The organism is Microbulbifer sp. ABF4_143 (genome assembly GCF_056160225.1).
The window spans coordinates 1-26,426 of record NZ_JBSWWT010000031.1; the positions used below are offsets into that span (position 1 = coordinate 1).

Genomic DNA, 26,426 nt, shown 5'->3' on the forward strand with positions numbered 1-26,426 from the left:
TTCCACCATCTGCAACGGCGTTGTAAACTCCCATCCCACATAACCCCGGTTCATCCCACCTAGTCCCGGATTTATTGCATCACTGGGTGGGGTTTATCTCATCAGGGATCATATTGTGCGGTGCCCTGCGCCATTTATGTCAACCAGTTTTTTTTACAGTAGACTTCCGGGGAGTCCGCGCAAAGACGGCGCTCACACAAAGACACACCAATAAAGGAAAGGAGCAGAGCGACCTATGGCCAGCTACCAACGCATTCTCGTCGGCTTGGATCTCTCGGAGGAATCGTCCCAGGTCCTGGAAAAAGCCGGAGAGCTCGCCAGGGCCTTCTCGGCGGAATTGAGCCTCGCCCACGTGATAGAGCCGCTGACTTTTGCCTACGGTGGCGATATCCCGATGGACCTGTCCGAAGTGCAGGAGCAGTTGCAGTCCCAGGCCAAGGAACAGTTACGCAAGGCTGCGGAGACGCTGAATGTGCCGGCCCAGCGCCAGCATGTGGTGCTCGGCCAGCCGGCAACGGAGATTCACCGCCTCGCCGAGGAGCTGGAGGCGGACCTGATCGTGATCGGCAGCCACGGCCGCCACGGCCTGGCGCTGCTGCTCGGCTCCACCGCAAACGGCGTCCTGCACGGTGCCGGCTGCGATGTACTGGCGGTCAGAGTGCAGGCGGATTAAACGCGGTTAATCGGTGCCGGGCGGCCGGCCAAAAGCCCGGCACTCGGCGCCCATCATCGCCAATCACTCGCCGCTCTCGAGCTCCGCCCAGCGCTCGAAGGCCGCTTCCAACTGCGCCTGCTTGTCCGCCAGGAGCCGCAGCCGCTCCTCCACCAGCGCCTGCTCCCGCTGGTAGAAATCCGGCTCGGCCACCTCCCGCTCCAGCGCGCCAACCTCCTCTTCCAACTGCTCTATCAGCGCCGGCAGGCTGTCCAGTTCCCGCTGCAGCTTGTAGCTGAGCTTCTTCTTTTTAGGCGTTTTTTTCCCGGCGGCCTCCGGTTTGGCCGGCCGCTCGCTCGCCGCCGGCTTGCGCTCCTCAAAGGCGGAGAAGCTGCCGCCCTGGCGCAGGAAGTCGGCGTATCCGCCCACGTATTCGCGCACCCGGCCATTGCCCTCGAAGGCCAGGCAGGAATCCACCACATTGTCGAGAAAGGCGCGGTCGTGGCTGACCAGCAGCACCGTACCGGAAAAATCCAGCAGCAGTTGCTCCAGCAGCTCCAGGGTTTCCACGTCCAGGTCGTTGGTGGGCTCGTCCAGCACCAGGATATTCGCCGGCTGACTGAACAGTTTGGCCAGCAGCGCGCGGTTTCTCTCGCCGCCGCTCAGGGCCTCGACTCTGGTGCGCGCCTTGATACCGCTGAACAGGAAATCCGCCAGGTAGGACATGGCGTGGCGGCTCTTGCCGCCGACCGTGATCGTCTCGCGGCCCCCGGCGATATTGTCCAGCACCGACAGCTGCGGATTCAGCTGCTGGCGGCGCTGGTCGAAATAGGCTACCTGCTGCCTGGTGCCCAGGCGGATAGTACCCGAGTCCGGCTGCAGCTCGCCCAGCAGCAGGCGGATCAGCGTGCTCTTGCCGACGCCGTTGGGGCCTATCAGGCCGACCTTGTCGCCGCGCATCAGGGTGAAGGAGAGGTCGCGAATCAGCGGCTCTTCCCCCGGATAGGAGAAGGAGACATCGGTCAGCTCCGCCACCAGCTTGCCGGACATTTCACCGGCATCCAGCGCCATCTTCGCCAGCCCCTGGCGGTTGCGGCGCGCCTCGCGCTGGCGACGCAGGGCCTGCAAGGCGCGCACCCTGCCCTCGTTGCGGGTGCGGCGGGCCTTGATACCCTGGCGGATCCAGGCCTCCTCCTGCGCGAGCTTCTTGTCGAACAGCGCCTCGTTGCGCGCCTCCTCCTCGAGAAGCTTCTCCTTCTCCTGCTGGTAGCGGTCGAAACCGCACTGGAACACCCGCAGGCGGCCGCGGTCGAGATCCCAGACGCTGCGCGCCAGGCGCTGCGCCAGGGCCCGGTCGTGGCTGACGAACAGCAGCGCGCCGCGATAACCGGCGAGGAAGTCTTCGAGCCACTCCACGGCGGAGATATCCAGGTGGTTGGTGGGCTCATCCAAAATCAACAGATCCGGCTCGGTCACCAGCGCGCGCGCCAGCGCGGCGCGCCGCTGCCAGCCGCCGGACAGCTCGGCGACCGTGTCCCCGCCGTTCAGGCCGAGGCGGTCGAGCAGGCTGTCGATGCGCGGCAGCAGGTCCCAGCCGTGGGCCGCCTCGATGCGTGACTGCAGATCGGCCTCGGGTTCGGCCCGGTAGTCGGCCAGCCACAGGCCCACCTCGCCGAGACCGCCGGCCACGAAGCGGTAGACGCTGTCGGTGCAGCCCGACGGCAGCTCCTGATCCAGGCTCGCCAGCACCAGACCGCTCGCGCGCACGACTTCGCCGCCATCGGCATCGATCTGGCCGGCGACCAGGCGCAACAGGCTGGACTTGCCCTCGCCGTTGCGCCCCACCAGGCAAATCCGGTCGCCGCGCTCAATCTTGGCGCTGACGCCGTCCGCGAGCACCTGGGTTCCATAGCGGAGACTGACCCCGTCCAACTGAAGCAACATAATTTAGCACTACAATTAACAGTGCCGGATCCGTTTCCCAGCGCGGAAAAACCGCGGGGCTGTGGATCCGGTCATGTGAAAAAATGGATATTTTACGCATTTTTTGCCGCGCCGCCCTGCTAGAGTCGATAGACCCACGCGTGTGCGGACTTTCAATTGGGTATTTGCGATGTCGATTGACGCAAAGGGAATCGCGTTTCTCTGCGCACTGCTGATGCTGCCCCTGTTGGCCGCGCCCGCGCCGGCGGCGGAGGGGGATGCCGAAAAGGCGGTCGCGCAGCGGGAGAAGTTGCGCGCCGCGCGCATGGCGATCGCCCGCAACGACCAGCGCACACTGAAGAAACTGAAGCGGGAGCTGGAGGGCTACCCGCTGCTGCCCTATCTCGATTACTGGGCCATCAGCCAGAAGCTCTCGCACCTGCCCTACAACGACATAGACCAGTTCCTCGCCGACAACCGCGACACCGCCATCGGCGACTGGATGCGCGTGCGGGTGCTGCGCGAGCTGGGGAGCCGCAAGCGCTTCCGCGCCTACCTGAAGTACTACCGGCCGGACAAGATCACCCGAGCGTCACTGCGCTGCTACTACGCGGACGCCCTCTCCCGCCACGGCGACAAACAGGCCGCCTACCGGCTGGTCGAGGAGCTGTGGCTGGTGGGCAGCTCCCAGGCGGACGAGTGCGATCCGGTGTTCGCCCGCTGGATAAAAGACGGCGGCCTGACGCCGGAACTGGCCTGGCAGCGCCACCGGCTGGCAGTCGAGAACGGCAACCTCGACCTGGCGAAATATATCGCCGGCAAGATGGACGCTCCCCAGGCGCGGCTGGCCGGCCTACTGCGCGCCGTGCACCGGTCGCCCGAACAACTGCGCGACTATTCGCGCTTCATCAGTGACAAGCCGGAGTACAAAACCATAGTGTTGCACGGCCTCTACCGGCTGGCGCGCAAAGACGCGCGCAGCGCGGAAGAGGCCTGGCAGCGCTACCAGGCCAGCTATCTGTTCAGCGATGCCGAGCGCGAATCGGTCCTGCGCGACCTGGCCATGCAGTTCGCGCGCCAGGACGATCTCGAGGGCCTGCGGCAGCTGGTGCAGGAGCAGGAGTTCGACGACACCCACACCCTCGAGTGGCTGGCGCGCCAGTCGCTGCGCGAGCTGGACTGGGAGCAAGTCGCCTTCTGGATAGATCGGCTGCCGCCGGAGGAGCAGCAGCGGGACCGCTGGCTCTACTGGAAGGCCCGCGCACTGGAGGAACTCTACGGCAAGGGGCGCGCCGACATCGCCGTCGCCCTGTACCGCAAGGCGGCAGAGGAGCGCAGCTACTACGGCTTCCTCGCCGCCGACACCCTCGGGCAGAATTACAGTTTCGTGGACCGCCCCGCCCAGATCAATCCCGAGCAGGTGGAGCAGATGGCGGCGCGCCCGGCCATGCGGCGGGCGCGGGAGCTACAGGCCCTCGGCGAGCTGTACCACGCCCGGCGGGAATGGGACTACGCCACCGCCGGCATGTCCCACCAGGAGCTGCTCACCGCCGGCAAGCTGGCGAGTTCCTGGGGCTGGTACCACAAGTCGATACAATCCGTGCTGGCCGCCGACTACCTGGACGACCTGGAGCTGCGCTTCCCGCTCGCCTTCGCCGATATCGTCGACGATGTCACCCGGCGCATCGGGGAGAAAACCGCGCTGGATCCCTACCTGATCTTCGCGGTCGCCCGCCAGGAGAGCCACTTCAACCACGACGCCAAATCCCACGCCGGCGCTCTCGGCCTGATGCAGCTGCTGCCGTCCACCGCCCGTGCCACGGCGCGGCGCGCCGGTGTGCGCTACCGGCGCACCTGGGACCTGTTGAGCCCCAGCACCAACATCGCCCTCGGCAGTTTTTATCTCAGCACGCTGCTGAACCGCTTCGACAACAACCGCTTCCTCGCCGCCGCAGCCTACAACGCGGGCCCGACCCGCGTCGCCAGTTGGCTGAAGGAAACGAAAAACCAGTTGCCGTACGACGTGTGGATAGAAACCATTCCCTACAGCGAGACGCGCAGGTATGTGCAGAATGTGCTCGCCTACACGGTGATTTACGCCTACCGCAGCGGCACCAAGCTGCGGCTGCTGCGGGAGAACGAGGCGGCGAGCATGTTGTAGGTTGCGGGGGACAGTGTTCGGGTTCAGAGGCGCTGGCGCAGCCAGTCGTCGAGTTCCGCCCGGCTGAAGGGCCAGGCACAGACATCGTCCATATCGCCGAGACCCACCACCGGAATCCGGGTCGCAAAGCGCTCCAGAAGCTGCGGATCATCGGCGATATCCACCTCCCGCAGTTTCAGTTGGAACTGCGTGAGCAGCGGCCAGATCTCCAGCTTGGCCTTTTCGCACAGCCCGCAGCCGAGCGTCGTATAAAGGATCAATTCCCGCGACATGGCGATCAGAGAATTCCCTGGCTGCGCGCCCAGAAATAGCCGGCGGACGCCGCCGCCAGCAACAGGCCGCCGCCCCAGATCCAGAAACTGCCGCCGCCCTGCGCAAGCGCCGAGTCGGCCTCGTATTTAGGGGCTTCCCCGGTCGACCCACTGGCGGACGCCAGCGGCTGCCTGGCCGCCGCGGACCTGCTTTCGCGCCCGCCCGCCTTGATCGGCGGAACGGATACCGCCGGGCGCACCGTGGTCCGGTCCAGGTCGTCCGCCGGCCCCACGACGCTGAAGCTCAGGGTGTCGAAGCGCAGCTCGTCCCCCCGGCGCACCCGGGTCTCGACGACGCGTTTGTTGTTCAGGTAGGTGCCGTTCGCCGAGCCCAGATCGGTGACAAACAGCAGCCCCTCGCGCACCTCGAGACGCGCGTGGCGGCGGGACAGGTGCGACAGGGAAAAGGTGATGTCGCAGCCGTCCGAGCGCCCTACCACGCAGCTCCCCTTGACCGGGAACACCTTGCCCGCGATGGCCGGGTGATTGGCGCGCAGCGCCCAGGCGACACTGCTCGCCGGTGTGCTCCGGCGCAGCTTGGTCACCTTCGGGTCCAACACTTTCAAGGTGCGGCTGCCGACCTGCAGCTGGTCGTTGAGCTTGAGCGCGCTGCTGTCCGACACTGGGCTGCCGTTCAGCAGCACCCGGCCGCCGCCGGCCAGGTTGCGCAGCGTCAGCGTGTCGCCGTCGACGGCGATCTCCGCCTGCAGTTTTGCCACCGACTCGTCGGCGATCGTCAGGTCGCAATTGGCCGCGCGCCCTATAGTCACTTTCGGCGCTACCAACCAAACGCTCTGGCTGGCATCCTTCAGGTCACAGAGTTTCAGCATGGGTAAATTCCTCTACCGGGCCGGCGGCGATCCAGGCGGCGCCCACCGGGCGGAGCCGACGGCCCCATCCGCAGCCCGCTCCGCCGTTGACTCATTCATTACAGTTGTGCTGAGTCTATCACGGCGATTTTCATTAGCGTGTGATTCGGTTTGCAGCATACAATGGCGGCAGGATTTAATATCTATCGTGCGCCAAAAAGACAGTAGCTGCTCTGGCCACCTCCCGGCGCGGGAACCAGCTACACCACAGGGACGAGACCAGCGGACGTCGCAGATTGTCGACGGATCGCCGCATAAATCAGAATAAAGACAGGTAGTTGCACGCCAGTGAGTGAAGCCAAAGTACGCGAAGTATCGCGGCGCAGCGGGGCAGTACAGCGCGCCAGTGGCGCGAGGCGCAGCGCCAGCGCCACCCACCCGGGCTACAAGCGCGAACAGAACGAAGACGCCTACTGGGCCGACGAGCAGCGCGGCGTCTGGGTGGTTGCCGACGGCCTCGGCGGCCACCAGGCCGGCGAGATCGCCAGCCAGACGGTGGTCGAGGAGATACAGCGCTCCGCCGCCACCGACCGCCACTACGAGCGGGCCCTGCAGCGGGCTCACGCGCTGCTGCTTGGCGACGAACAGAACAGCGCCAATATGGGCTCCACGGCGGTGGTCGCGGCGGAGGACGGTGCCTACTTCCACGTGTACTGGGTCGGCGACAGCCGCGCCTACCTCTGGACTCCCGGCGACGGCGACGGCCAGCTCAAACAGCTCACCAATGACCACTCCTATGTACAGATGCTGGTGGACTCCGGCGCCATCAACTCCGACGAAGCCGCCAACCACCCGAACCGCCATGTGATCACCCGCTGTATCGGCGGAAGCACCAACCCGAAACTGGAAATCGACCGGGTTTCCTCCCCCTGGCGCCACGGCCAGAAGCTGCTGCTGTGCAGCGACGGCCTCAGCGCCGAGGTGGATCCGGCGGAGATAGCGCGGATACTGGCCGAAAACGACGACAACCGCCGCGCCGCCGACCTGCTGATCGCCGCAGCCCTGGACGCGGGCGGCAAGGACAATATCACCGTCCAGGTCATAGACGCGCCGGCACCGGCGTCAGCCGGCACGGAAAAGTGGACCGTGCGCACAGGCGGGATGCTACGGGCTTCCGTGCAAAAACTGAAATCGAGCGGCAGAATTCTTCTGGCCATCGCCGCACTGGGTCTGGTCGCCGCCCTGGCCGCCACACTGTTCGGCAAAATCTGATCTCAGGGAAAGCGCTCGATGGAAGTCGTCAGTACCAGCGGTACCTCATTGGAAATCCCCGGCTACCGGATCCTGAAGAAAATCAACCAGGGCGGTATGTCCACCGTCTACCTGGCCATCCAGCGCAGCGTCGGCCGCCAGGTGGCCCTCAAAGTGATGTCGCCAGTGCTGAACGCCGACCCCATTTTCAGCGAGCGCTTCCAGCGCGAGGCGAATATCGTCGGCCAGCTGTCACACCCGAATATCGTCGGTATTCACGATATCGGCCGCTACCGCAGCCTCAACTATATCGCCATGGACTATATGCCCGGCGGCTCTGTGTCCGACCGCTTGGCGAAGGGGATCATGGAGCCGCTTGAGGCCCTGAACGTGACCCGCCAGATCGCCCTGGCGCTGGACCACGCCCACAGCAAGGGCTATGTGCACCGGGACCTGAAGCCGGAAAATATCCTGTTCCGCGAAGACGGCTCGGCGGTGCTGACGGATTTCGGTGTGGCGCGGGCCGTCGCCCGCACCACGCGTATGACCAGCACCGGCATGGTGGTGGGCACACCCCACTATATGAGTCCGGAGCAGGCCCGCGGCGCCGCGATCGACGGCCGCGCCGACCTCTACAGTCTCGGAGTGGTGTTCTACGAGATGATCACCAGCGCCGTCCCCTACCAGGCGGACGAGGCCGTGGCCATCGCTATCAAACACCTGACGGACCCGATTCCGCGCCTGCCGGCGCGCCACTCCCTGTACCAGGACCTGATCGACCGCTTCCTGGCCAAGGACCCGGAACACCGATTCCAGCGCGGTCTGGACGTGGCGGACGCGATCGACCAGCTGCTCGCGGCCCTGGCCGGGAAGCCAACCGCACAGGCCACTCAGCTCAACAACACTTCGGTGCGCGTCTCCAGCCTGATGCGCGCCCTGCTGCTGACCCTCTACGGCACCCTCAGCGACCAGCTGGCCCGCGCCTGGGCCCGCTGGCGCGACAAGCCGCTGAACGAGAATCACCCGCGCGCCGAGCAGAAAACCATCATGCGCATTCACCAGGTGATTCAGCAGACACCGCAGCGCAAGCGCCGGCAGTGGCTGTTCGGCGGCCTGCTCGGGGTAAGCGGCGCCTTCGCCTGGCTGCTGTTCAGTCTGATCGGCTACAAGTTGCAATGGCAAACGGGGCTGGCGCCCCTCGACAGTGCCAGCCAGTGGACCGCGCAGCTGTTGCTGCCGCAGGAAAACACAGACCCAAGCGCGGCGCAGACGCAGCGGTCGGCCTCCAGCGAGAGCGCCGACGCCGCGCCGGCTGCCGTCCAGTCGGCGGCGCCCGACTCGGCGCCGACCGCGCCGGCGGACTCTGCGAAAGCGACAGAGACCGAGCAGCCCCCCGCCCCAGTCCCGGCAGATACTGCGGAGCGCGATACCGCGGCTGCCGCCGCGGAGATAGCCGCTGCCGAGGTGCAGGAAAAAATACAGCAAGCGGCTCCGCCGGAGCGCTTCAGTCTCCATGTGCGTCCGCAACCCCGGGACGCCCGGGTGCGGATCATGAATATCACCCCGCGCTACCGCCCGGGTATGGAGCTTGCGCCGGGGCGCTACGATCTGGAAGTGAGCAAACCCGGCTACACCACGGTGCGCCGCTGGATCGCCATCGACGACCGGGATCTGACGGTGCCGGTGGCGCTGGAGCGCAGCTACTACCACGGCAAGAAGATCCGCTCCCCACTCGCCTCCGGTGGCCACGGCCCGCAGATGATTGTGGTAAAAGCGGGCAGCTTCCGCATGGGCAACGACAAGCGCGACTTCGCCAGCCCGTCGCACCGGGTGCGTATCGCAAAACCCTTCGCCATCTCCACCCACGAAATCACCTTTGACGATTTCGACCGCTTCGCCGATGCCACCGGCGCTGCGCTGCCCGGCGATGCGGGCTGGGGGCGCGGCGACCGGCCGGTAATCAACGTGAGCTGGCGCGATGCCCAGGACTATGTGCGCTGGCTCTCCCGGGAGACGGGGCGGCGCTACCGCCTGGCCAGCGAGGCGGAGTGGGAATACGCCGCCCGCGGCGGCGTGCGGACCCCCTTCTGGTGGGGCGGCGAGAATCCGCGCGGAAAGGCCAACTGCCGCCGCGGCTGCGCCAGCGAGTTCAACACTCTGTTCAGCGCGAGCAGCGCCCCGGTGGGGCACTACGCCCCCAACCCCTTTGGCCTCTTCGACACGGCCGGCAACGTGGCCGAATGGGTGCAGGACTGCTTTCTCGGCGACTACAGCAGAAGCCGCAGCGACGCCCGCCCGGTGGAAATCAGCAATTGCGGCCTGCGCGCCGTGCGCGGCGGCTCGATGCGCGACCCGCTCAACAACGTCAGCTCCGATTACCGCAAGGGGCTGAGCGAAGACACCATGTCCCGGGAGGTCGGCTTCCGCGTGGTGATGGAACTGGAGTGAGTGGCGAGCGGGCAGTCGTATTAAAGATAAAAGGGCTGTCCGCCCCCCGACTAACAGGCTGCTGAAAAAAACATCCATGGTTTTTTCAGCCCGGGTTTGCGGCGCATGTCCGCAAACCCTCCACGACAAATCAAGCACTTAAGTGCTTGATTTGCGACCCGGCCATCCATGGCCGGGCTGGCAGGCTGCTGAAAACTACTTTTTCAGTAGCCTGCTAAGCTTCGATCTTCCACACATTGTGGATTTTCGGATTGCGCTGAAAATCCCTGTCCAGCAGCTGTAGTTTTTCCACCGAAAACTCCGCACTCAGCTCTTCATCCATCTTGAAACTGCGCAGATTGTTGGAAAATACCAGGGTGCCACCGGGGGCCAGCAGGGCCATACACTGGCGGATCAGCCTGGCGTGGTCCCGCTGAATATCCAGCACGCCGCGCATTTTTGCCGAATTGGAGAAGCTCGGCGGATCGAGAAAGATCAGGTCGTAGTGGGCGCGGCGGTTCTGCTGCGCCGATTCGAGCCACTGCAGGCAGTCCGCCTCCACCAGCTGGTGCCGGTAGGGGTCCAGCTGGTTGCGGCGAAAGTTGCGCGCGCTCCAGGCCTGGTAGGTTTTCGACATGTCCACACTGGTGCTCTGCGCACAACCGCCCAGGGCCGCCTGCACCGTGGCGCTGGCGGTGTAACAGAAGAGGTTCAGGAATTTTTTGCCGCGGGCCCGCCCCCTCAGATACTGGCGCACCGGCCGGTGATCGAGGAAGAGCCCGGTATCCAGATAGGCCCAGAGGTTGACCTCGAGCTCGGCGCCGTACTCATTCACCCAAAAGGCGTCGGCCGAATCCTGCAGCTTCTGGTACTGGGCGCCGCCCTTCTGTGCCCCGCCCTTGTGCGAGTGGCGGCGGCGCTCCTTGATGCTGATATCCCGCTGGGGTATCTCCAGCACCCACTGCAGCGCCCGCACCAGATCGCGCAGACGCGCGCGCGCCTTGTTTTCATCAATAGTCGCCGGCGCGCGGTACTCCTGCACATGGGCGTAGAGCCTGCCCTCCAGCGACCTGTACAGATCCACCGCGGCGGCGTATTCCGGCAGGTCCGCATCGTACAACCGGTAGCAGTCGATACCCTTCTGCCGTGCCCACTTGCCGGTAGTGCGCAGATTCTTGCGCAGCCGGTTCGCGACCATCTCCGCCTCGGCGGAAAGCTTCGCTGCGCCCTCTCCCGCACCCGCTTGCGCCGCCTGTTCGCGGATATGGAACAGCAGCAGCTGGCTGGGGATGCTGCCGTTGTACAGCTGGTACTGCTTGTGGGAGCGCAGACCTGTCTCGTAGCCGAGTTCCGGGTTGCCGGTAAACACGCCGACCGTCCAACCGCAGAACTCCGCCTTCAGCTGACGCCCCAGTTCGGCATAGGTCTCGCGCAGCGCTTCCTGTTCGCCGAGGCGCTCGCCGTAGGGGGGGTTGGTCAGCACCAGGCCGGGTTTGACCTGGCGGTGGCTGGGCACCTTGAAAGCCGCCACCGAGCGGCAGCTGACCCGCACCCGGCGCTCCAGGCCGGCGCGGACGATATTGGCCTCGGCGGCAAACAGCACCCTGGCGTCCGCGTCGTAACCGCGGATCTCCGGCAGTTCCCGCGCCAGTCCGCGGTTGCGCCGCTCTATGGCCTCGGCGCGCAGGTGATTCCAGATATCGCTCTGGTGGTTGAGCCAGCGCTCGAAGCCAAAGCTCTCGCGCAGCAGCCCCGGCGCCATATCGGCCGCGATCATCGCGCCTTCGATCAAAATGGTGCCGGACCCGCACATGGGGTCCAGCAGCGCGCCGCCGTCGGCGGCTATCTGCGGCCAGCCGGCGCGCAGCAGTATCGCCGCGGCCAGGTTTTCCTTCAGCGGTGCGGCGCCGATATGGGTGCGATAGCCGCGCCTGTGCAGGCTGTCGCCGCTGAGATCGATGGCGATATCCAGCCTGTCGCGCTGCAGGCGCAGCGCGACGCTCAGATCGGGGTTCTGCCTGTCCACGACCGGCCGCGCACCGCTGTGGCGGCGCAGCCTGTCCACGATCGCGTCCTTGGCCTTCTGGGCGCCAAACTGGCTGTTGCGGATTTCGCGGTTGGTACCGGAAAACTGCAGCCACAGCTTGCCGGACGGGTTGATATGCTGCTCCCAGGGCTGGGCCGCGACGGCGCGGTACAGATCCTCGGCGTCGCCGATGCGAACCTCCTGCAGGCGCAGCAGTATGCGGTTGGCGAGGCGGCTCCACAGACAGCAGCGGTAAGCCAGCGCCAGCGGGCCGCTAAAGTGCACCGCGGCGGGCCTCTCGCGCACTTCCCCGGCGCCCAGTTCGCGCAGTTCCGCGGCCAGCAGGCCCTCGATACCCTTGGGGCAGGTAGCGGTAAACGCCAGTTGTTCGGTCGGCTCTTCGCTCAAAATTGACTTCCCATTATTCGTCGTGGTCGCGGCGGCGCGAAATAACACCAAAAGCCGCCTGCCTATACAAAAGGCTTCTAACAGAAGCAGCTTTAAGACTAAAGCGTTCGTTCACACTTTAATCACATTTTGCTCTACTGGGGCCTGTGTTCATTACCAATCCTATTGAGAGCCCGCATCGCACGGATGCCGTGTCGATATCGACGGCGCGAATCGCCAATCGGTGCGGCGCGCTGAACGCGCCTTTGAATCGCTGGAGCCCACGATATTCTTGAATCATCACTCCAGGAATCGCGGGGTACACAACAAGCCAATTGAAACATTCACTAAGCTTAGAAATGCAGGCGCGAAAAACCGATAAAAATCGAATAGGCGGTCAATCCGCTATGCCTACTCACAAGAGCAGAGGTACTGCACACGATGAAACGCCAAAAACGTAACCAGTCCGAAAGAGCCTTCTACAAAGGTTACCTCGCCGCCACACAGAACAAAGCCATGGAGAGTTGTCCCTTCGAAAACGGCACTCTGCACCAGGCCTGGGTCAACGGCTGGCGCGAGGGTCGGGAGGACTACTGGAACGGGTTTGGGGGTTCAGCCACGGCGCAAAAGCTGGAGACCTACCGCACTGTGACTACCGAAGTACACCACCCCGATGGCTGGAGCACTGCCTGAGCGCAGCCGCTCCACAAACAAGGGCGAGCGGTTTCAACGCTCGCTCTGCCTGCGCAGTATCGCGATGGCTTCCGCGGCTTCCCTGATCACCGCCGGTCCGCGGTAGATAAAGCCGGTATAGATCTGCACCGCGGTGGCTCCCGCACGGATCTTTTCGGCGGCGCTCTCGCCATCGAAAATACCGCCGACGCCGATAATCGGAATCTGGCCGCGCAGCGCTTTTGCGAGCTGCGCTATCACCGCAGTGGACTTCTCGCGCACCGGCATACCACTCAGGCCACCCTCCTCATCGCCGTGGGGCAGATGCGCCACGGCGGATTTATCGATGGTGGTGTTGGTGGCGATAACCCCGTCGATCTCAAACTCGCGCAGGGCCTCCGCGATCTGCGCCACCGCGTCGCCGTCGATATCCGGGGCAATCTTCACCGCCAGCGGCACATAGCGATCGCTCGCCTGCGCCAGCTGCTGCTGCTTTTCCTTGATGGCGCCGAGCAGGCGCTTCAAGCTTTCTCCGAATTGCAGGTCGCGCAACCCTTTGGTGTTCGGAGAGGAAACATTGGCCGTGATGTAGTCGGCGTAGGGGTACACCCTCTCCATGCACAGGCAGTAGTCATCCGCCGCCCGCTCCGCCGGCGTATCGAAATTCTTGCCCACATTGATGCCGAGTACGCCGCCGTAGCGCCGCCGCCGTACACGCTGCACCAGGTAGTCCACACCCAGATTGTTGAAGCCCATGCGGTTGATGATCGCATTGGCCTCCGGCAGGCGGAACAGGCGCGGCAGCGGATTGCCCGGCTGCGGACGCGGCGTCACAGTGCCGACTTCGACAAAACCGAAACCCAGCGCGCCCAGGCCGTTGAACGCCTGGGCGTTCTTGTCCAGGCCCGCGGCCAGGCCCACCGGGTTGGGCAGGGTCAGCCCCATCAATTCCACCGGGTCGTCCGCCACCGGCTTCGCAAACAGCGACATCAAGCCCAGGCGCTCGGCGGCGCCGATGGCGTCCAGCGACAGGTGGTGGGCCCGTTCCGGGTCCAGCGCGAACAGGGCTTTGCGCAGATGTGAATACATTGTTTTCCTTTATCCGATTCTTGCCATTCCCCCTACAGGCAAACTCAGCAGCCGGGGGCGCCCGGCTTATTCCGCCAGGGACTGCTGATCCGCGGTGGCGTTGGCCAGGTACATCAGCTCCCGCAGCGCCACGGTTAACATCGCGAAGTCACTCACCGGCGCGGCCTTGAGTTCGGCCACCAGGCTGTTCCAGCGCGCAATCGCAGGCGCCATGATAGCGCTCCAGCGGGATGTTGCGCCATCCACGTCCAGGCCGGCCTCGCCGGCGAGGCGCAGGATACTGACGGCCAGGCTGGAGAGCTGGCTGTCCAGGTCGTCCATGCTGGTCTCGCGGGCCTGGGCCTGCCAGAAGCTCTCCACCGGCAGATCGATGATCAGGTTGCCGAACCAGTGCAATTTCAGCGTGTCGGCGAGGCGGAAGTAGACGGTGGCCACCTCTTCCACCGGCCGCCCGCTGGCGAGCGCGGACTCGGACATACCCAGCGCCGAGTAGAGGTAGGTGGGCGAGGCCGCCAGCAGCGCCACCTCCTCCGGCACCTTGGCCTCCAGCAGTTTCTGGTAGCGGGCCTCCCAGTCGCGGCGCGGCGCACCGCTCAACACTTCCGGCAGCGCCTTGATCACCCGCTGCACCGGCTCCTGGAAACGGGCGCAGTTTTGCGCCGGATCCAGATCGCCGCGGCGGTTGCGGATAAACCAGCGGGTGGCGCGGCGCACCCGGCCCACCATGGAACTCATCAGTTCCATCTGCAGGCTCGCCGGTACCTGGTAGTCCAGCGCCGATACCTGGCGCTGGAATTCCGGCATCAGGTACACATCGCGGGCGCTGATGTAGGCCGCGGCGACCGTGTTGATATCCGCCCCGGTGGCGCTGCTGATGCGGTGATAGAAGGTGATCCCCATATTGTTGACCATCTCGTTGGCCACCTGGGTGGACACTATCTGGCGGCGCAGCGGGTGGTCGTGTACCAGGTCGCGATAGCGCGCCACCAGCTCCGCCGGGAAGGCGGACTCCACCGCCTCCTGCACCTGCGGATTGTCGATGATCTCGGCGCCCTGCAGCTCCTCTTTCAGCTTCACCTTCACGTAGGAGATAAGCACCGACAGCTCCGGGCGCGTCAGGTACTGGCCCTTGGCCTGGCGCTCGGTGATCTGATCGTTGTCCGGAATAAATTCCAGCGCGCGCTTGAGGCGCCCCTCACTCTCCAGCGCATTGATGGTGCGGCGGTATTCGTCCAGGCGCTCGGCCACCTGGAACTCGGCCAAACTCAGGGCGCGGGTCTGCTGATAGTTATTGTGCAGCACCAGGTCCGCCACCGAGTCGGTCATATCCTCCAGCAGCTGGTTGCGCTGCTTGTCAGTCAGGTCGCCGTTGGTGACCACCTTGTTGAGGAGAATCTTGATGTTCACCTCGTGGTCGGAGCAGTCCACGCCGCCGGCATTGTCGATAAAGTCGGTGTTGCAGCGGCCGCCGGCGAGGGCGAACTCGATGCGCCCGCGCTGGGTCATGCCCAGGTTGCCGCCCTCGCCGAATACCTTGGCGCGCAGCTCGCGCCCGTTGACGCGCAGGTGGTCGTTGGACTTGTCCCCCACTTCCTCGTGGGACTCGGTGCTGGCCTTCACATAGGTGCCGATGCCGCCGTTCCAGATCAGATCGACCGGCGCGCGCAGCAGCGCGCTGATCAGCTCGTTGGGGTTCAGCTGGTCCGCCTCTATGCCGAAAGCGGCCTTCATCTCCGGTGTGATCGCAATCGACTTGGCGCGGCGCTCGAAGATGCCGCCGCCTTTGGAGATCAGCTTCTGGTTGTAGTCCATCCAGCTGGAGCGCGGCATCTCGAACAGGCGCTTGCGTTCCTGGTAGCTCACCGCCGCATCCGGGTTGGGGTCGATAAAAATATGCAGGTGGTTGAAGGCCGCCTTCAGGCAGATATGCTCGGACAGCAGCATGCCGTTGCCGAATACATCGCCGCCCATATCGCCGATACCAATGACCGAGAAGTCCTCCTCCTGGACATTGATGCCCATCTCGCGGAAGTGGCGCTGCACGGATACCCAGGCGCCGCGGGCGGTGATGCCCATCTTCTTGTGGTCGTAGCCCTGGCTGCCGCCGGAGGCGAAGGCATCGCCGAGCCAGAAGCCGTACTCGGCGGCGATGCCGTTGGCGATATCGGAGAAGGTGGCGGTACCCTTGTCCGCCGCCACCACCAGGTAGGGGTCGTCATCGTCGCGGCGCACCACCTGTGGCGGCGGCACCACTTCGCCCTCTTTCAGGTTGTCGGTGATATCCAGCAGGCCGCGGATAAAGGTCTGATAGCAGGCGATACCCGCTTCCATCATCGCCTCGCGGCTGCCGTCCGCCGGCGGCTGGCGCACGACGAAACCGCCCTTCGCGCCGCTGGGTACTATCACCGCGTTCTTCACATTCTGCGCCTTGACCAGGCCCAGGATCTCGGTGCGGAAGTCCTCCAGGCGGTCGGACCAGCGCAGGCCGCCCCGCGCCACCTTGCCGCCGCGCAGGTGCACCCCCTCGACCCGCGGCGAGTAGACGAAGATCTCGAACTCCGGGCGCGGCTCCGGGATGCCGGGAATACTGCGCGGACTGAACTTGATCGAGATGTAGTCCTTCGGCTCGCCGTCGGCGCCAACCTGGAAGAAGTTGGTGCGCAGCGTAGCCAGGATCAGGTCCAGATAGCGGCGGATCACCTGGTCCTCGTTCAGGTTGTCGACGCCATCCAGCCCCTCGTGCACCTTCTTGATCAGGCGCTCGACGCGCGGCTGGTCGCCCCTGCCACTGCTGATGCGGGGATCGAACATGGCGCGGAACAGGGCCACCAGGTTGCGGGTGATCTCCACATGGTTGGCCAGGGTCGCGGCGATATATTCCTGACTGGCGCTGAACTTGGTCTGTTTCAGGTAGCGGGCGTAGGCGCGCAGCATCGAGACCTCGCGCCAGTTCAGGCGCGCCGCGAGCACCAGGCGGTTGAAGGAATCGCTCTCCGCCACCTTGCCCCAGATGGCCGCGAAGGCATCCTGAAAGAGGCCGCGGGAGGCCTGCGCGTCGACGCGGGTGGGCAGGCCGAACTCCAGATGGAACTCGTGCATCCAGACGTCGGTGCCGCCGCTCGGGCGGATCGTATAGGGGAATTCCCCCATCACCCGCAGGCCGAGGTTTTCCAGCACCGGAATCACGTCGGACAGGGTCAGGCCAGCGCCCCAGTTGAACACCTTGAAGCGCAGACTGCCCGGCGCGGCGCCCACCGGCTGGTAAAAACTCATCGCCACGCGATTCTTTTCGCTCAACCCCTGGATCGCGGCCACGTCCTGCACCGCGATACGCGGCTCGAAATCCTCGCGGTAGCCGGCGGGAAAGGCGCGGCCGTACACGTTGTAGAGGCGGCTGCCCTCCTCCTCGCCGTGGCTTTCGATCAGGGATTTTTGAAATACGTCTTCCCAGGAACGGGTAATGTCCACGATTTGCGCCTCCAATCGCGCCACATCGATATCCACCGGCTCGCTCGGGGAAACGCGGAACACGAAGTGCACCCGCGCGAGGATGGATTCAGAAAAATAGGTCGTAAAGTCGGATTCCCGGGCCTTGATGGCCTTGGCGATATGCGCGCAGATCAGCTCGCGCACGCTGCTGCTGAACTGCTCGCGCGGCACATAGACAGTCGCGGTCACGAACTTGCCGAAGGGATCGCGGCGCATAAACAGGCGGATATGCGCCCGCTCGCTCATGGAGAGCACACCCATGACCGTCTCGAACAGTTCCTGGGTGCTGCTCTGGAAGAGCTCATCGCGCGGGAAGGTATCCAGTATGCGGCGCAGCGCCTTGCCGTCGTGGCTCTCCGGAGCCAGGCCGCTGGACTCGACGATCGAAGCCATCTTGCGGCGGATGATCGGAATCTTGGCCGGGCTCTCGGTGTACACCGGCGACGTATACAGGCCCATAAACGCGGATTCGCCGATTACCTCGCCCTCCGCGTTGTAGCGCTTGATGGTCACATAGTCCGAATAGGCAGCGCGGTGCACCCGCGACTTGACCGACGACTTGGCGAAGGTCAGGAAATTGGGCCCCTGGTAAAACTTCTGCTTGCCCTCGTTGAAGGCCGCCTCGGGGGTCGGCTCCGCCGGTTCCTGCAGTTTCTTGAAGATGCCCAGGCGGCGGCTCTCCACCTCGCAGAGGATTTTCTTGTCCCCCTGCTGGCAGAACTCGTACTCGCGGTAGCCGAGGAAGGTGAAGTTGCCGTCGCGCATCCACTGCAGGAAGGCGCAGGCCTCCTGCAGGTTGGCGTCATCCTCGGCGAGGCCCGTGTGCAGCTGGTCCTCCATGGCGCTGCAGGTGTCCAGCATCGGCACATAGTCGTCCACCACCAGCTCCACGTCGCCGAGCACATCCTTCAGCGCCGCGGCCAGATCGGCGGCATAGCCTGGCGATGTGTCCAGATTGATCTCCACATAGACCAGCGCTTCGCTGCTGACGCTCGCCTCCTGCGGCGCATCCGGAGCCTCGCAGCGCGGCGGCAGCAGCTTCTTCAGCTTGCCGCCCTTGGTGCGCTGCAACTGCATCACCGTGCTCTTGATCGAGTGGATCACGGTATCGCGACGGTTGATCTCGATGCGTACCGAATCCACCAGAAACGGCATGTCGCGCTGCAGCACGCCCACGACGGTGTGGGTGCACTCCCAGCCGTCGTCCTCCAGGCGCGGGTTGAACACCCGCACCTTGGGCTTGTCCGCAGGGCGCTGCTGGATAAAGTTCCACCAGGTGTAGATGCAGCCGTAGATGTCGGTCAGGCGCCGACCGGCCAGATCTTCCAGCGGATACTGGTGCAGAAACTGCTCGGCAAAAGCCACTACCGGCTCCGCCTGTTTGGCCAATTTTTCCCGGATCAGCGCGCTGACCTGCGCTACCAGCTCCTCGCGGCTGTCGGTGATCACCGTCGCCATATTCACGGAGAACCTCCCAAGTTCATTCTTTTCTTATCGGTCTTGCCTGCGGCAGATCCGAAAATGCTGTCGTTTCATCCCCGCCCCGGTGCATGGACCCGGGCGGAAAATTAAAATTCTTTCCGGCTCCGACTGACTGAACCTTGTACAGCCGAGCTGGTCTACCGGCTGCCCGGCGGTTGCCTCTTCGGCGAGCGCCGCTAAAATCAACACGCGCCACCTGATTGGCTGCAACTATATATAAAAGATGATAGATAGCCGCCGGTCGGGACGGGGGCGGCACTATTCGCAACAGAAGTCACACCAAAAGAGCAGACGCTAACGCTATGGAAGCAAACCGGAATATCAGGGAACGCATCGTCGCCCTGGGCGATTGGCTGGGACAACAGATTATCGGCCAGGAAACCCTGGTCAATCGCATACTGATCGCCCTGCTGGCGGACGGCCACCTGCTGGTGGAGGGAGCGCCGGGGCTGGCCAAGACCAAGGCGATCAAAACGCTGGGCGAAGCTATTGAAGGTGACTTCCATCGCGTCCAATTTACGCCGGACCTGTTGCCGGCGGATATTACCGGCACCGATATCTACCGACCGGAAACCGGAGAGTTCCATTTTCAACCCGGACCTGTGTTCCACAACCTGGTGCTGGCCGATGAAATCAACCGCGCACCGGCCAAAGTACAGTCGGCACTGCTGGAAGCCATGGCGGAACGCCAGGTTAGCGTCGGTCGCAAGACCTATCCGCTACCCGAACTGTTCCTGGTGATGGCGACACAGAACCCGATAGAACAGGAAGGGACCTATCCGCTACCAGAGGCGCAACTGGACAGGTTCCTCATGCAGGTGAATCTTGCCTATCCGGGTGCCGACGCGGAAGCGAAAATTTTGCGCCTGGCCAGATCCGAGGCAAGCCTTGGCGAAAATCGCCCTTCCGAAGTGATCAGCCAGGAGACCATTTTCCGCGCCCGCAGCCAGATTCTGGAAATGCAGATGGTCGAGGCGGTGGAGACCTATACTGTCCAACTTGTCATTGCTACACGGGAGGCGGCGAAGTATGACAGCGAGCTGGCCTCCTGGCTAGATTTTGGTGCCAGCCCCCGGGCCACCATTGCGCTGGACCGCTGTGCCCGCGCCCGCGCCTGGCTCGCCGGGCGCGATTTCGTCACCCCCGACGACGTGATGGACGTGGCCCCGGACGTGCTGCGCCACCGCCTGCTGCTCAGCTTCGAGGCCGAAGCCGCCGGCGTCACCGCCGACCAGGTGATCGCGCGGCTGCTGCAGCAGGTGCCGGCCATCTAATCGGGAATCACAAGACTGCCGGACGGAACAGACCAACTTGCCCCAAGCATTGAACCCTACAGAGCTGGAACTCCGCGGCGCCTATCCCGAGGTGGAGCCACTGGTGCGCCTGCGCCACGTGGCCCGCCAGATACAGCTGTTCAAGCCGCGCCTGGCCAGAAGCGACCAGGCCGGCGCCCTGCTCACCCGCTACCGCGGCCGCGGCATGCACTTCGAGGAGGTGCGCGACTACCAGGCCGGCGACGATGTGCGCACCATCGACTGGCGCGTGACCGCGCGCACCGGCACGACGCATACCAAGCTCTACCAGGAGGAGCGGGAGAGACCCGTGGTCATTCTGCTCGACCTGCGCTCGCCGATGTTTTTCGGCAGCCGGCTGGCGTTCAAGTCCGTGGCCGCCTGCGGCATAGCCGCGGCGCTCGGCTGGGCCGCCCTGCAGCACAGCGACCGCATCGGCGCTCTGCTGTTCGCCGACCGGGATATCGACACAGTGCGCCCGCGCCGCAGCCACCACGCGGTGCTGGCGATGATCCACAATATGGTCGCCCGCGCCGCAGAACTGAACAGCCCGGTGCCCGAACACGGCAGCCAGTCGCTGAAGACCCTGTTGGAGGAGGCGCGCCGTATCGCGCGCCCCGGCAGCGCCCTCTTCCTGATCAGCGACTGCCACGACCTGGATGAAGACTGCGCGCAGCCGCTGTATCTGCTCACGCGCCACGCGGACCTGCAGGTGGTGCGCATTTCCGATCCGCTGGAGCGGCGCCTGCCGGCGCAGTCCCTGACCATTTCCGACGGGCGCCAGCGCACCTTTTTGAGCGCCGGCAACCGCCCGCTGCGCGAACACTACGCCGAGCGCCAGGCCCAGGCGCGGGAGGAAGTCGAAAACCTGTGCCGCCGCCACCGGCTGCCGCTGCTGGATTTCGACAACACCCAGCCGCTGGTGCCGGCGCTGCTGTCCTACTACGGCTCGCGCCAGCAGAACAACAGGAGGCCGGTGCAATGAGCCACCCGATATTCGAGCGTCCCCCTTGTAGGAGCGGCCCATGGCCGCGATCGCTCTCCGCCGCAGCCCGGGAGCGAATTTCGTGAGACTGCTCCCGATTCAGCAGACCCAGCCGGCGCCGCAACTGTCACCGGAAGCCCGGGAGCTTCTGGCACAGCTGCGCGATATCCGCGAACCGGCCCCGGTGAGCTGGTGGCCGCCGGCCCCCGGCTGGTGGCTGCTGGCATTTCTGCTGCTGGCCTGCACCGCAGCTCTCTACCTGTGGCTGCGCCGCAGGCGCCGGCGTCACGCGCAAAACCGCTACAGAGACGAAGCCGTGCGGCTGCTGCAGGAAATTGACTGCGGCGATACCAGGGCGGCGCAGGCAATCAACGAAATACTGAAACGCGTGGCCGTCACCAGCTACGGGCGCGCCACCTGCGGCAACCTGACCGGGCGCGCCTGGCTGGAATTCCTGCAAGATACCGCCGGGATCCCCTGTACGGACAGAGTGCAGAGAGTTCTGCTGGAACACCTCTATCGCAAAGACACTGCCGATACCGCCGGCAGTGAAGCCTTCCGCAGCTATGCCCTGCAATGGGTGCGGGAACACCGCGAATCACTGCCGGCGGCGGCCGGACAGAGCGCGGCGGAGGGAAGCCGTGTTTGAGTTCGCATTCCCCTGGGCCTTTGCGCTGCTGCCGCTGCCGATTCTGGCGCGCTGGCTGCTGCCCCGCGCCAGGCCGCTCACCAGCGCGCTGAAAGTACCCTTCTATGCCGAGCTGTCCCATCGCGGGGGCGGCAGCCAGAGCAACCTGCCGAACCTGATGCTGCTCACGCTGATCTGGCTGCTGCTGGTCGCCGCCGCCGCGCGCCCGCAGTGGTACGGCGAGCCGATTACCCAGACCAGCAGCGCCCGCGACCTGCTCGTCGCGGTGGATATTTCCGGCAGCATGGAAACCCCGGATATGCTGCTCGGCGGCCGCCCGGCGATGCGCATCGACGCGGTCAAACAGGTGGTCGGGGATTTCGTCGAGCGCCGCCAGGGCGACCGCCTCGGCCTGGTGCTGTTCGGCACCCGCGCCTATCTGCAGGCGCCGCTGACCTACGACCGCGAAACCGTCGGCACCCTGCTGCGCGAGGCGCAGATCGGCTTCGCCGGCCAGGGCACCGCCATCGGCGATGCAATCGGACTCTCGGTGAAGCGCCTGACCCAGCGCCCGGCGGAACAGCGCGTACTGATACTGCTGACCGACGGCGCCAACACCGCCGGCGAGGTGTCGCCGCTCAAGGCCGCAGAGCTGGCGCAACAGGCGGGTGTCACCGTCTACACGATCGGCATAGGCGCCGAGGAGATGGTGCAGCCGGGGCTGCTCGGCAGTCGCTTCGGCAGCCGCCGGATCAATCCATCCCGGGACCTGGACAGCGAGACACTGCAGGCCATCGCCGACAAAACCGGCGGGCGCTACTTCCGCGCCCACAACCCGCAGGAGCTGGCGCAGATCTACGCCGAGCTGGACCGGCTCGAACCGGTGGAACAGGAGGCCGAGAGCTACCGCCCGCTGAAATCCCTGTATATCTGGCCACTGGGTGCGGCACTGCTGCTGGCACTGCTGTGGGCATCGGTACCGCTGCTGTCCAGCGCCGGAAGCGCCGAGCCCCGGCGCCGTACTGCGGCCAGCCCCACCCAACGGAGCCGAGCGCTGTGAACCTGTTCGCCGACCTGCACCAGTTCCACTTCCTGCGCCCGCACTTACTGTGGCTGCTGCTCCCCGCCGCCCTGCTCTGCTGGGGCCTCGCCCGCACCGCCCTGAACAGCGGCCAGCTGCAGAAGATCATCGACGCCGACCTGTTGCCGCACCTGCTGCTGCGCGGCGGCGCCAGGCGCCCGTGGCTGTTCGCGCTGATCTTCGCTCTGCTCGCGGGCATGGTGATCGCCCTCGCCGGCCCCAGTTGGCGCAAGCTGCCGACTCCGGTCTACAGCAACCAGGATGCACTGGTCATTCTGCTCGACCTGTCGCCATCGATGATGGCCACCGACCTGTCGCCCAACCGCCTGACCCGCGCGCGCCTGAAAATCCTCGACATACTGCGCCAGCGCAAGGACGGCCTGACCGCACTGGTGGCCTACGGCGGCGAGGCCCATGTGGTGACGCCGCTGACCGAGGACACGGCCACCATCGCCAACCTGGTACCGGCGCTGTCGCCGGCGATCATGCCGGTTCAGGGCAGCAATATCGAAATGGCCGTGGAGACGGGCATCCGCCTGCTGAAGGACGGCGCCGCCGGGCGCGGCCAGCTGCTGGCCGTTACCGACGGCATCGACGAGATGGCCTTGAGCGCAGTCGCCAGAACCCTGGCCGACGCAAAAGTCCCGCTGAATATTCTCGCCGTCGGCAGCGGCGAGGGCAGCCCCATTCCCCGCGGCAACGGCGGCGGCTTCGTCACCGACAGCAACGGCGCCATCATTATCGCCAACTTCGATGCCCGCGACCTGGCGCGCCTCGCCCGCGGCAGCGGCGGCCGCTACGCCAAGATCAGCGTCGACGACAGCGATATCGCCCACCTGCTCCCGGAGAGCGAGGCCCCGCAGCAGGCGCAACTCACCGAGCGGGAATTCGATCAGTGGCGCGAAGAGGGCCCCTGGCTGGTACTGCTGTTGCTGCCCCTGGCCGCGCTGCTGTTCCGCCGCGGCGCCCTCGCCTGCGCCCTGCCCTTCGCGCTGTTGATGCTGCCGCCGCAGCAGTCCCAGGCGTTCGAGTGGAAGGATCTCTGGCAGCGGGAGGACCAGCAGGGCCAGCGTCTGCTGCAGGAGGGCCAGGCCGAACGGGCCGCGGAGACCTTCAGGGATCCCCGCTGGCGCGGCACGGCCAACTACCGCGCCGGCGACTTTCCCGCCGCCGCACAGGATTTCTCCCAGAGCAATGACGCCGAGGACCTCTACAACCTGGGCAACAGTCTGACCCAGCAGGGCCGCTACGACGAGGCCATCGCCGCCTACGACGAGGCGCTGAAGCGGCAGCCGCAGTTCGCCGACGCCGAACACAACCGCGAAATCGCGCGGAAGCTGCAGGAATTGCAGCAGCAACAACAGCAGCAGAATCAGCAGCAATCCGGCGACCAGCAGCAACAGCAAAACGGCGACGGCCAGCAGGCGCAGGATCAACAGCCGGGCCAACAGAACCAGCAAAACGGCGACGCGCAGTCGCAACCCCCGGGGTCCGAGCAGCAACAGCCCGACGGACAGCAGCCCCAGAATGGCGAACAACAGGATCAGCGGGAGCGGGAACAACAGGCCGCGCAACAACAGCAGCAGGGCGGCGAGGAAACACGGCAGGGCCAGCAGCAACCGGCCGGCGCCGAGGAGACCCCGCTCGACCCGGAGACCCAGCAGGCCCTGGATCAGTGGCTGCGCCAGATTCCCGACGATCCCGCCGGCCTGATGCGCGAGAAATTCAAATACGAAAGCCTGCAGCGCCGCCGCGCCTACCGCAGCGGCGAGTGGCAGCCCCCGGAGAACGGAGCCACGCAGAGATGGTAGGGGAGAAATGTGGAATGATGAATGATGAATGCGGAATGGATCGCACTATGCCCCCAAGTGCAGAAACACGAATCGGAGCCCATCCTGTAGGAGCGGCCCGTGGCCGCGAACGGACTCACCACATTTACTGGATCGCCGGTCTACTGCAGGCACTGCTGCTCCTGCTGATCACCAATGTCGCCCACGCCTCCGGCGACCTGACCGCCAGCGTAGACCGCAACAAAATCGGCATAGACGAAACCCTGAACCTGCGCCTGCGCTACTCCGGCGATGAGTCCGGCGGCCAGCCGGACTTCGAACTGCTGGAACAGGACTTCGATATCCTCTCCCGCCAGCAGTCCAACCAGTACCGGGTCATCAACGGCCGCGCCGAGAGCTTCGTCGAGTGGATCCTGACCCTGGCGCCGAAACGGGAAGGCAAGCTGTTCGTCCCCTCCCTGCACTACAAGGGCCTGGTGTCCGACGCGATACCGATCACCGTGACCGAAGCCGGCACCGGACCGGGCGCCGGCAACCGCCAGGCCTTCCTCGAGGTGCAGCTGGACAAAGAAAAGGTCTATGTGCAGGAGCAGCTGCTGGTCAAGGTGCGCCTCTACACCACCATCGGCCTGCACGATATCGCCACGGAGCCGCTGCAGATAGCGGGTGCGCACGTGGAGAAAGTGGATGAACAGCGCTACGAGCGCCGCATCAACGGCGTCGGCCACGCCGTCTACGAACTCACCTACGCCGTCTTCCCGGAGAGCTCCGGCGAGCTGACGATCCCGGCGCTGAACTATGTGGCCGTCGCCGGCCGCCGCGATCCCTTTTCCCTGTTCAACCGCAACAGCCAGCGCCTGCGGCTGCGCTCCCAGCCCAAGACCATCGACGTGCAGCCGAAGCCGGACAGCTACAGCGGCGCCCACTGGCTCCCGGCCGCCAGCCTCGGCATAGTGCAAAGCTGGAGCCAGGACCCGAAGACCTTCACCGTCGGCGAGCCCATCACCCGCATAGTCACCCTGCGCGCCGAGGGCCTGCGCGCCGCCCAGCTGCCGCCGCTACCGAAACTCAACGTCGAGGGCCTGAAGACCTACCCGGACCAGCCGCAACAGGACGACCAGGTCAGCCAGAACGGCATCGCCGGCAGCCGCATAGAAACCACCGCCATAGTCGCCACCAAACCCGGCGACTACCAGCTGCCGCCGATCACCATCACCTGGTGGGACACCAAAACCGGCCGCCAGCGGGCCACCCAACTGCCCGCCTTCCGCTTTAGCGTCAGCGGCGCCGCCGCGGGCACCTCGGTGCAACAGCCCGGCACCATCCCAGACCTGAAACCCGGCACCGCCCCCGCCGCGCTCCAGGACAACTTCTGGCGCAACCTGGCCATAGCCGCCCTCGCCTCGCACCTGCTGTGGCTGCTGTATTTCTTCCGCCGGCGCGCCGCCCAGAATCCGGCACCCAGCCCCCGAAAGCGACAGTCCGATGCCGAGCAACAGGCCCGCGCGCTGGAGCGCGCCGCAGCGAGCGGCGATCCCGCCCAAATCCAGCAGGCCACCCTCAACTGGCTTCGCGCCCGCTGGCCACAGGTGACGGGAAACAGCCTGGGCGAGGCCAAGCGCCAACTGGGGTTCGAGGAGCTGGAAAAACTGCAGGGACAATTGGATGCAGCGCTCTACGTGACGCCGCCGAAGCCGCTAAATAGACAACAGGTGCAGATTTTGGTCAGCCGCTTGCTCAAGCGGGAGTTAATAGAAAAAAGCGTGGGAGAAGACAGGCCGCTACCGAGTCTGTTCTGATAATCCGGCTTGAATCCACAGCGAGAAGAATCAAAAGGCGAAGTCGCTACGTAACGAAAAAAGGCGGGTGAGTCAGCCGAGGGAACTGCCCCCTCAGCTGCTCGCAGAACCCGGCGTGAACCTCTCGGCTCACCGGGCTCCCATTGCTTCAACCGAGAAGGCCCCGCGTGCG

General features: G+C 65.2%; 17 protein-coding genes. 11 read left to right on the top strand and 6 right to left on the bottom strand.

What is annotated here, in order from left to right:
* The first annotated feature begins 235 nt into the window (after positions 1-235).
* Positions 236-673: a universal stress protein gene (locus tag ACXAF3_RS17200; RefSeq protein ID WP_475113523.1), complete on the top strand. Its 438-nt coding sequence runs from the start codon at positions 236-238 to the stop codon at positions 671-673.
* A gap of 63 nt (positions 674-736) precedes the next feature.
* On the opposite strand, the gene ACXAF3_RS17205 is transcribed toward ACXAF3_RS17200, so the two are convergent.
* On the bottom strand, positions 737-2,596 hold the full coding sequence (locus ACXAF3_RS17205) for an ATP-binding cassette domain-containing protein (RefSeq protein WP_475113524.1): 1,860 nt from the start codon (positions 2,594-2,596) through the stop codon (positions 737-739).
* Positions 2,597-2,765: 169 nt separating this feature from the next.
* On the opposite strand from ACXAF3_RS17205, the gene ACXAF3_RS17210 reads away from it, so the two are divergent.
* Positions 2,766-4,736 (top strand): transglycosylase SLT domain-containing protein, encoded by a 1,971-nt coding sequence (locus ACXAF3_RS17210; RefSeq protein WP_475113525.1) that lies wholly within the window; start codon positions 2,766-2,768, stop codon positions 4,734-4,736.
* Between the two features lie 23 nt (positions 4,737-4,759).
* On the opposite strand, the gene ACXAF3_RS17215 is transcribed toward ACXAF3_RS17210, so the two are convergent.
* A complete protein-coding gene (locus tag ACXAF3_RS17215) occupies positions 4,760-5,008 on the bottom strand; it encodes a glutaredoxin family protein (protein WP_475113526.1) in 249 nt (82 codons plus the stop codon).
* Positions 5,009-5,013: 5 nt separating this feature from the next.
* A complete protein-coding gene (locus ACXAF3_RS17220) occupies positions 5,014-5,877 on the bottom strand; it encodes an FHA domain-containing protein (RefSeq protein ID WP_475113527.1) in 864 nt (287 codons plus the stop codon).
* A 327-nt stretch (positions 5,878-6,204) separates the two neighbouring features.
* On the opposite strand from ACXAF3_RS17220, the gene ACXAF3_RS17225 reads away from it, so the two are divergent.
* Together ACXAF3_RS17225 and ACXAF3_RS17230 are read left to right on the top strand one after the other, a co-directional pair.
* Positions 6,205-7,128 carry a PP2C family protein-serine/threonine phosphatase gene (locus ACXAF3_RS17225; protein WP_475113528.1) on the top strand — a complete coding sequence of 308 codons (924 nt, stop codon included), beginning with the start codon at positions 6,205-6,207 and terminating at the stop codon, positions 7,126-7,128.
* A gap of 18 nt (positions 7,129-7,146) precedes the next feature.
* On the top strand, positions 7,147-9,555 hold the full coding sequence (locus tag ACXAF3_RS17230; protein ID WP_475113529.1) for a bifunctional serine/threonine-protein kinase/formylglycine-generating enzyme family protein: 2,409 nt from the start codon (positions 7,147-7,149) through the stop codon (positions 9,553-9,555).
* A 214-nt stretch (positions 9,556-9,769) separates the two neighbouring features.
* On the opposite strand, the gene rlmKL is transcribed toward ACXAF3_RS17230, so the two are convergent.
* On the bottom strand, positions 9,770-11,968 hold the full coding sequence (rlmKL, locus tag ACXAF3_RS17235; protein WP_475113530.1) for a bifunctional 23S rRNA (guanine(2069)-N(7))-methyltransferase RlmK/23S rRNA (guanine(2445)-N(2))-methyltransferase RlmL: 2,199 nt from the start codon (positions 11,966-11,968) through the stop codon (positions 9,770-9,772).
* 420 nt (positions 11,969-12,388) lie between these two features.
* Here rlmKL and rmf point away from each other — a divergent pair, with 420 nt between their 5' ends.
* A complete protein-coding gene (rmf, locus tag ACXAF3_RS17240; protein WP_475113531.1) occupies positions 12,389-12,640 on the top strand; it encodes a ribosome modulation factor in 252 nt (83 codons plus the stop codon).
* Between the two features lie 33 nt (positions 12,641-12,673).
* Here the strand turns inward: rmf and ACXAF3_RS17245 are convergent, their stop codons facing one another.
* Positions 12,674-13,708, bottom strand: a complete 1,035-nt coding sequence (locus ACXAF3_RS17245) for a quinone-dependent dihydroorotate dehydrogenase (protein WP_475113532.1) — start codon at positions 13,706-13,708, stop codon at positions 12,674-12,676.
* A gap of 66 nt (positions 13,709-13,774) precedes the next feature.
* A complete protein-coding gene (locus ACXAF3_RS17250; protein ID WP_475113533.1) occupies positions 13,775-18,661 on the bottom strand; it encodes an NAD-glutamate dehydrogenase in 4,887 nt (1,628 codons plus the stop codon).
* A gap of 320 nt (positions 18,662-18,981) precedes the next feature.
* On the opposite strand from ACXAF3_RS17250, the gene ACXAF3_RS17255 reads away from it, so the two are divergent.
* The 6 genes from ACXAF3_RS17255 (at position 18,982) to ACXAF3_RS17280 (ending at position 26,254) form a co-directional block, all read left to right on the top strand.
* Positions 18,982-19,953 carry an AAA family ATPase gene (locus ACXAF3_RS17255; RefSeq protein WP_475113534.1) on the top strand — a complete coding sequence of 324 codons (972 nt, stop codon included), beginning with the start codon at positions 18,982-18,984 and terminating at the stop codon, positions 19,951-19,953.
* Positions 19,954-19,990: 37 nt separating this feature from the next.
* Positions 19,991-20,956, top strand: coding sequence for a DUF58 domain-containing protein (locus ACXAF3_RS17260; protein WP_475113535.1), 966 nt, complete (start codon positions 19,991-19,993; stop codon positions 20,954-20,956).
* Positions 20,957-21,038: 82 nt separating this feature from the next.
* Positions 21,039-21,605, top strand: coding sequence for a DUF4381 domain-containing protein (locus ACXAF3_RS17265; protein WP_475113536.1), 567 nt, complete (start codon positions 21,039-21,041; stop codon positions 21,603-21,605).
* Entirely contained in the window at positions 21,598-22,644 is a 1,047-nt protein-coding gene (locus tag ACXAF3_RS17270; protein WP_475113537.1) for a vWA domain-containing protein, read from the top strand. Before ACXAF3_RS17265 ends, ACXAF3_RS17270 begins: the two co-directional genes overlap by 8 nt.
* Positions 22,641-24,476, top strand: coding sequence for a VWA domain-containing protein (locus ACXAF3_RS17275; RefSeq protein ID WP_475113538.1), 1,836 nt, complete (start codon positions 22,641-22,643; stop codon positions 24,474-24,476). Before ACXAF3_RS17270 ends, ACXAF3_RS17275 begins: the two co-directional genes overlap by 4 nt.
* 47 nt (positions 24,477-24,523) lie before the next feature.
* Positions 24,524-26,254 (top strand): BatD family protein, encoded by a 1,731-nt coding sequence (locus ACXAF3_RS17280; RefSeq protein WP_475113539.1) that lies wholly within the window; start codon positions 24,524-24,526, stop codon positions 26,252-26,254.
* Positions 26,255-26,426: the final 172 nt, after the last annotated feature.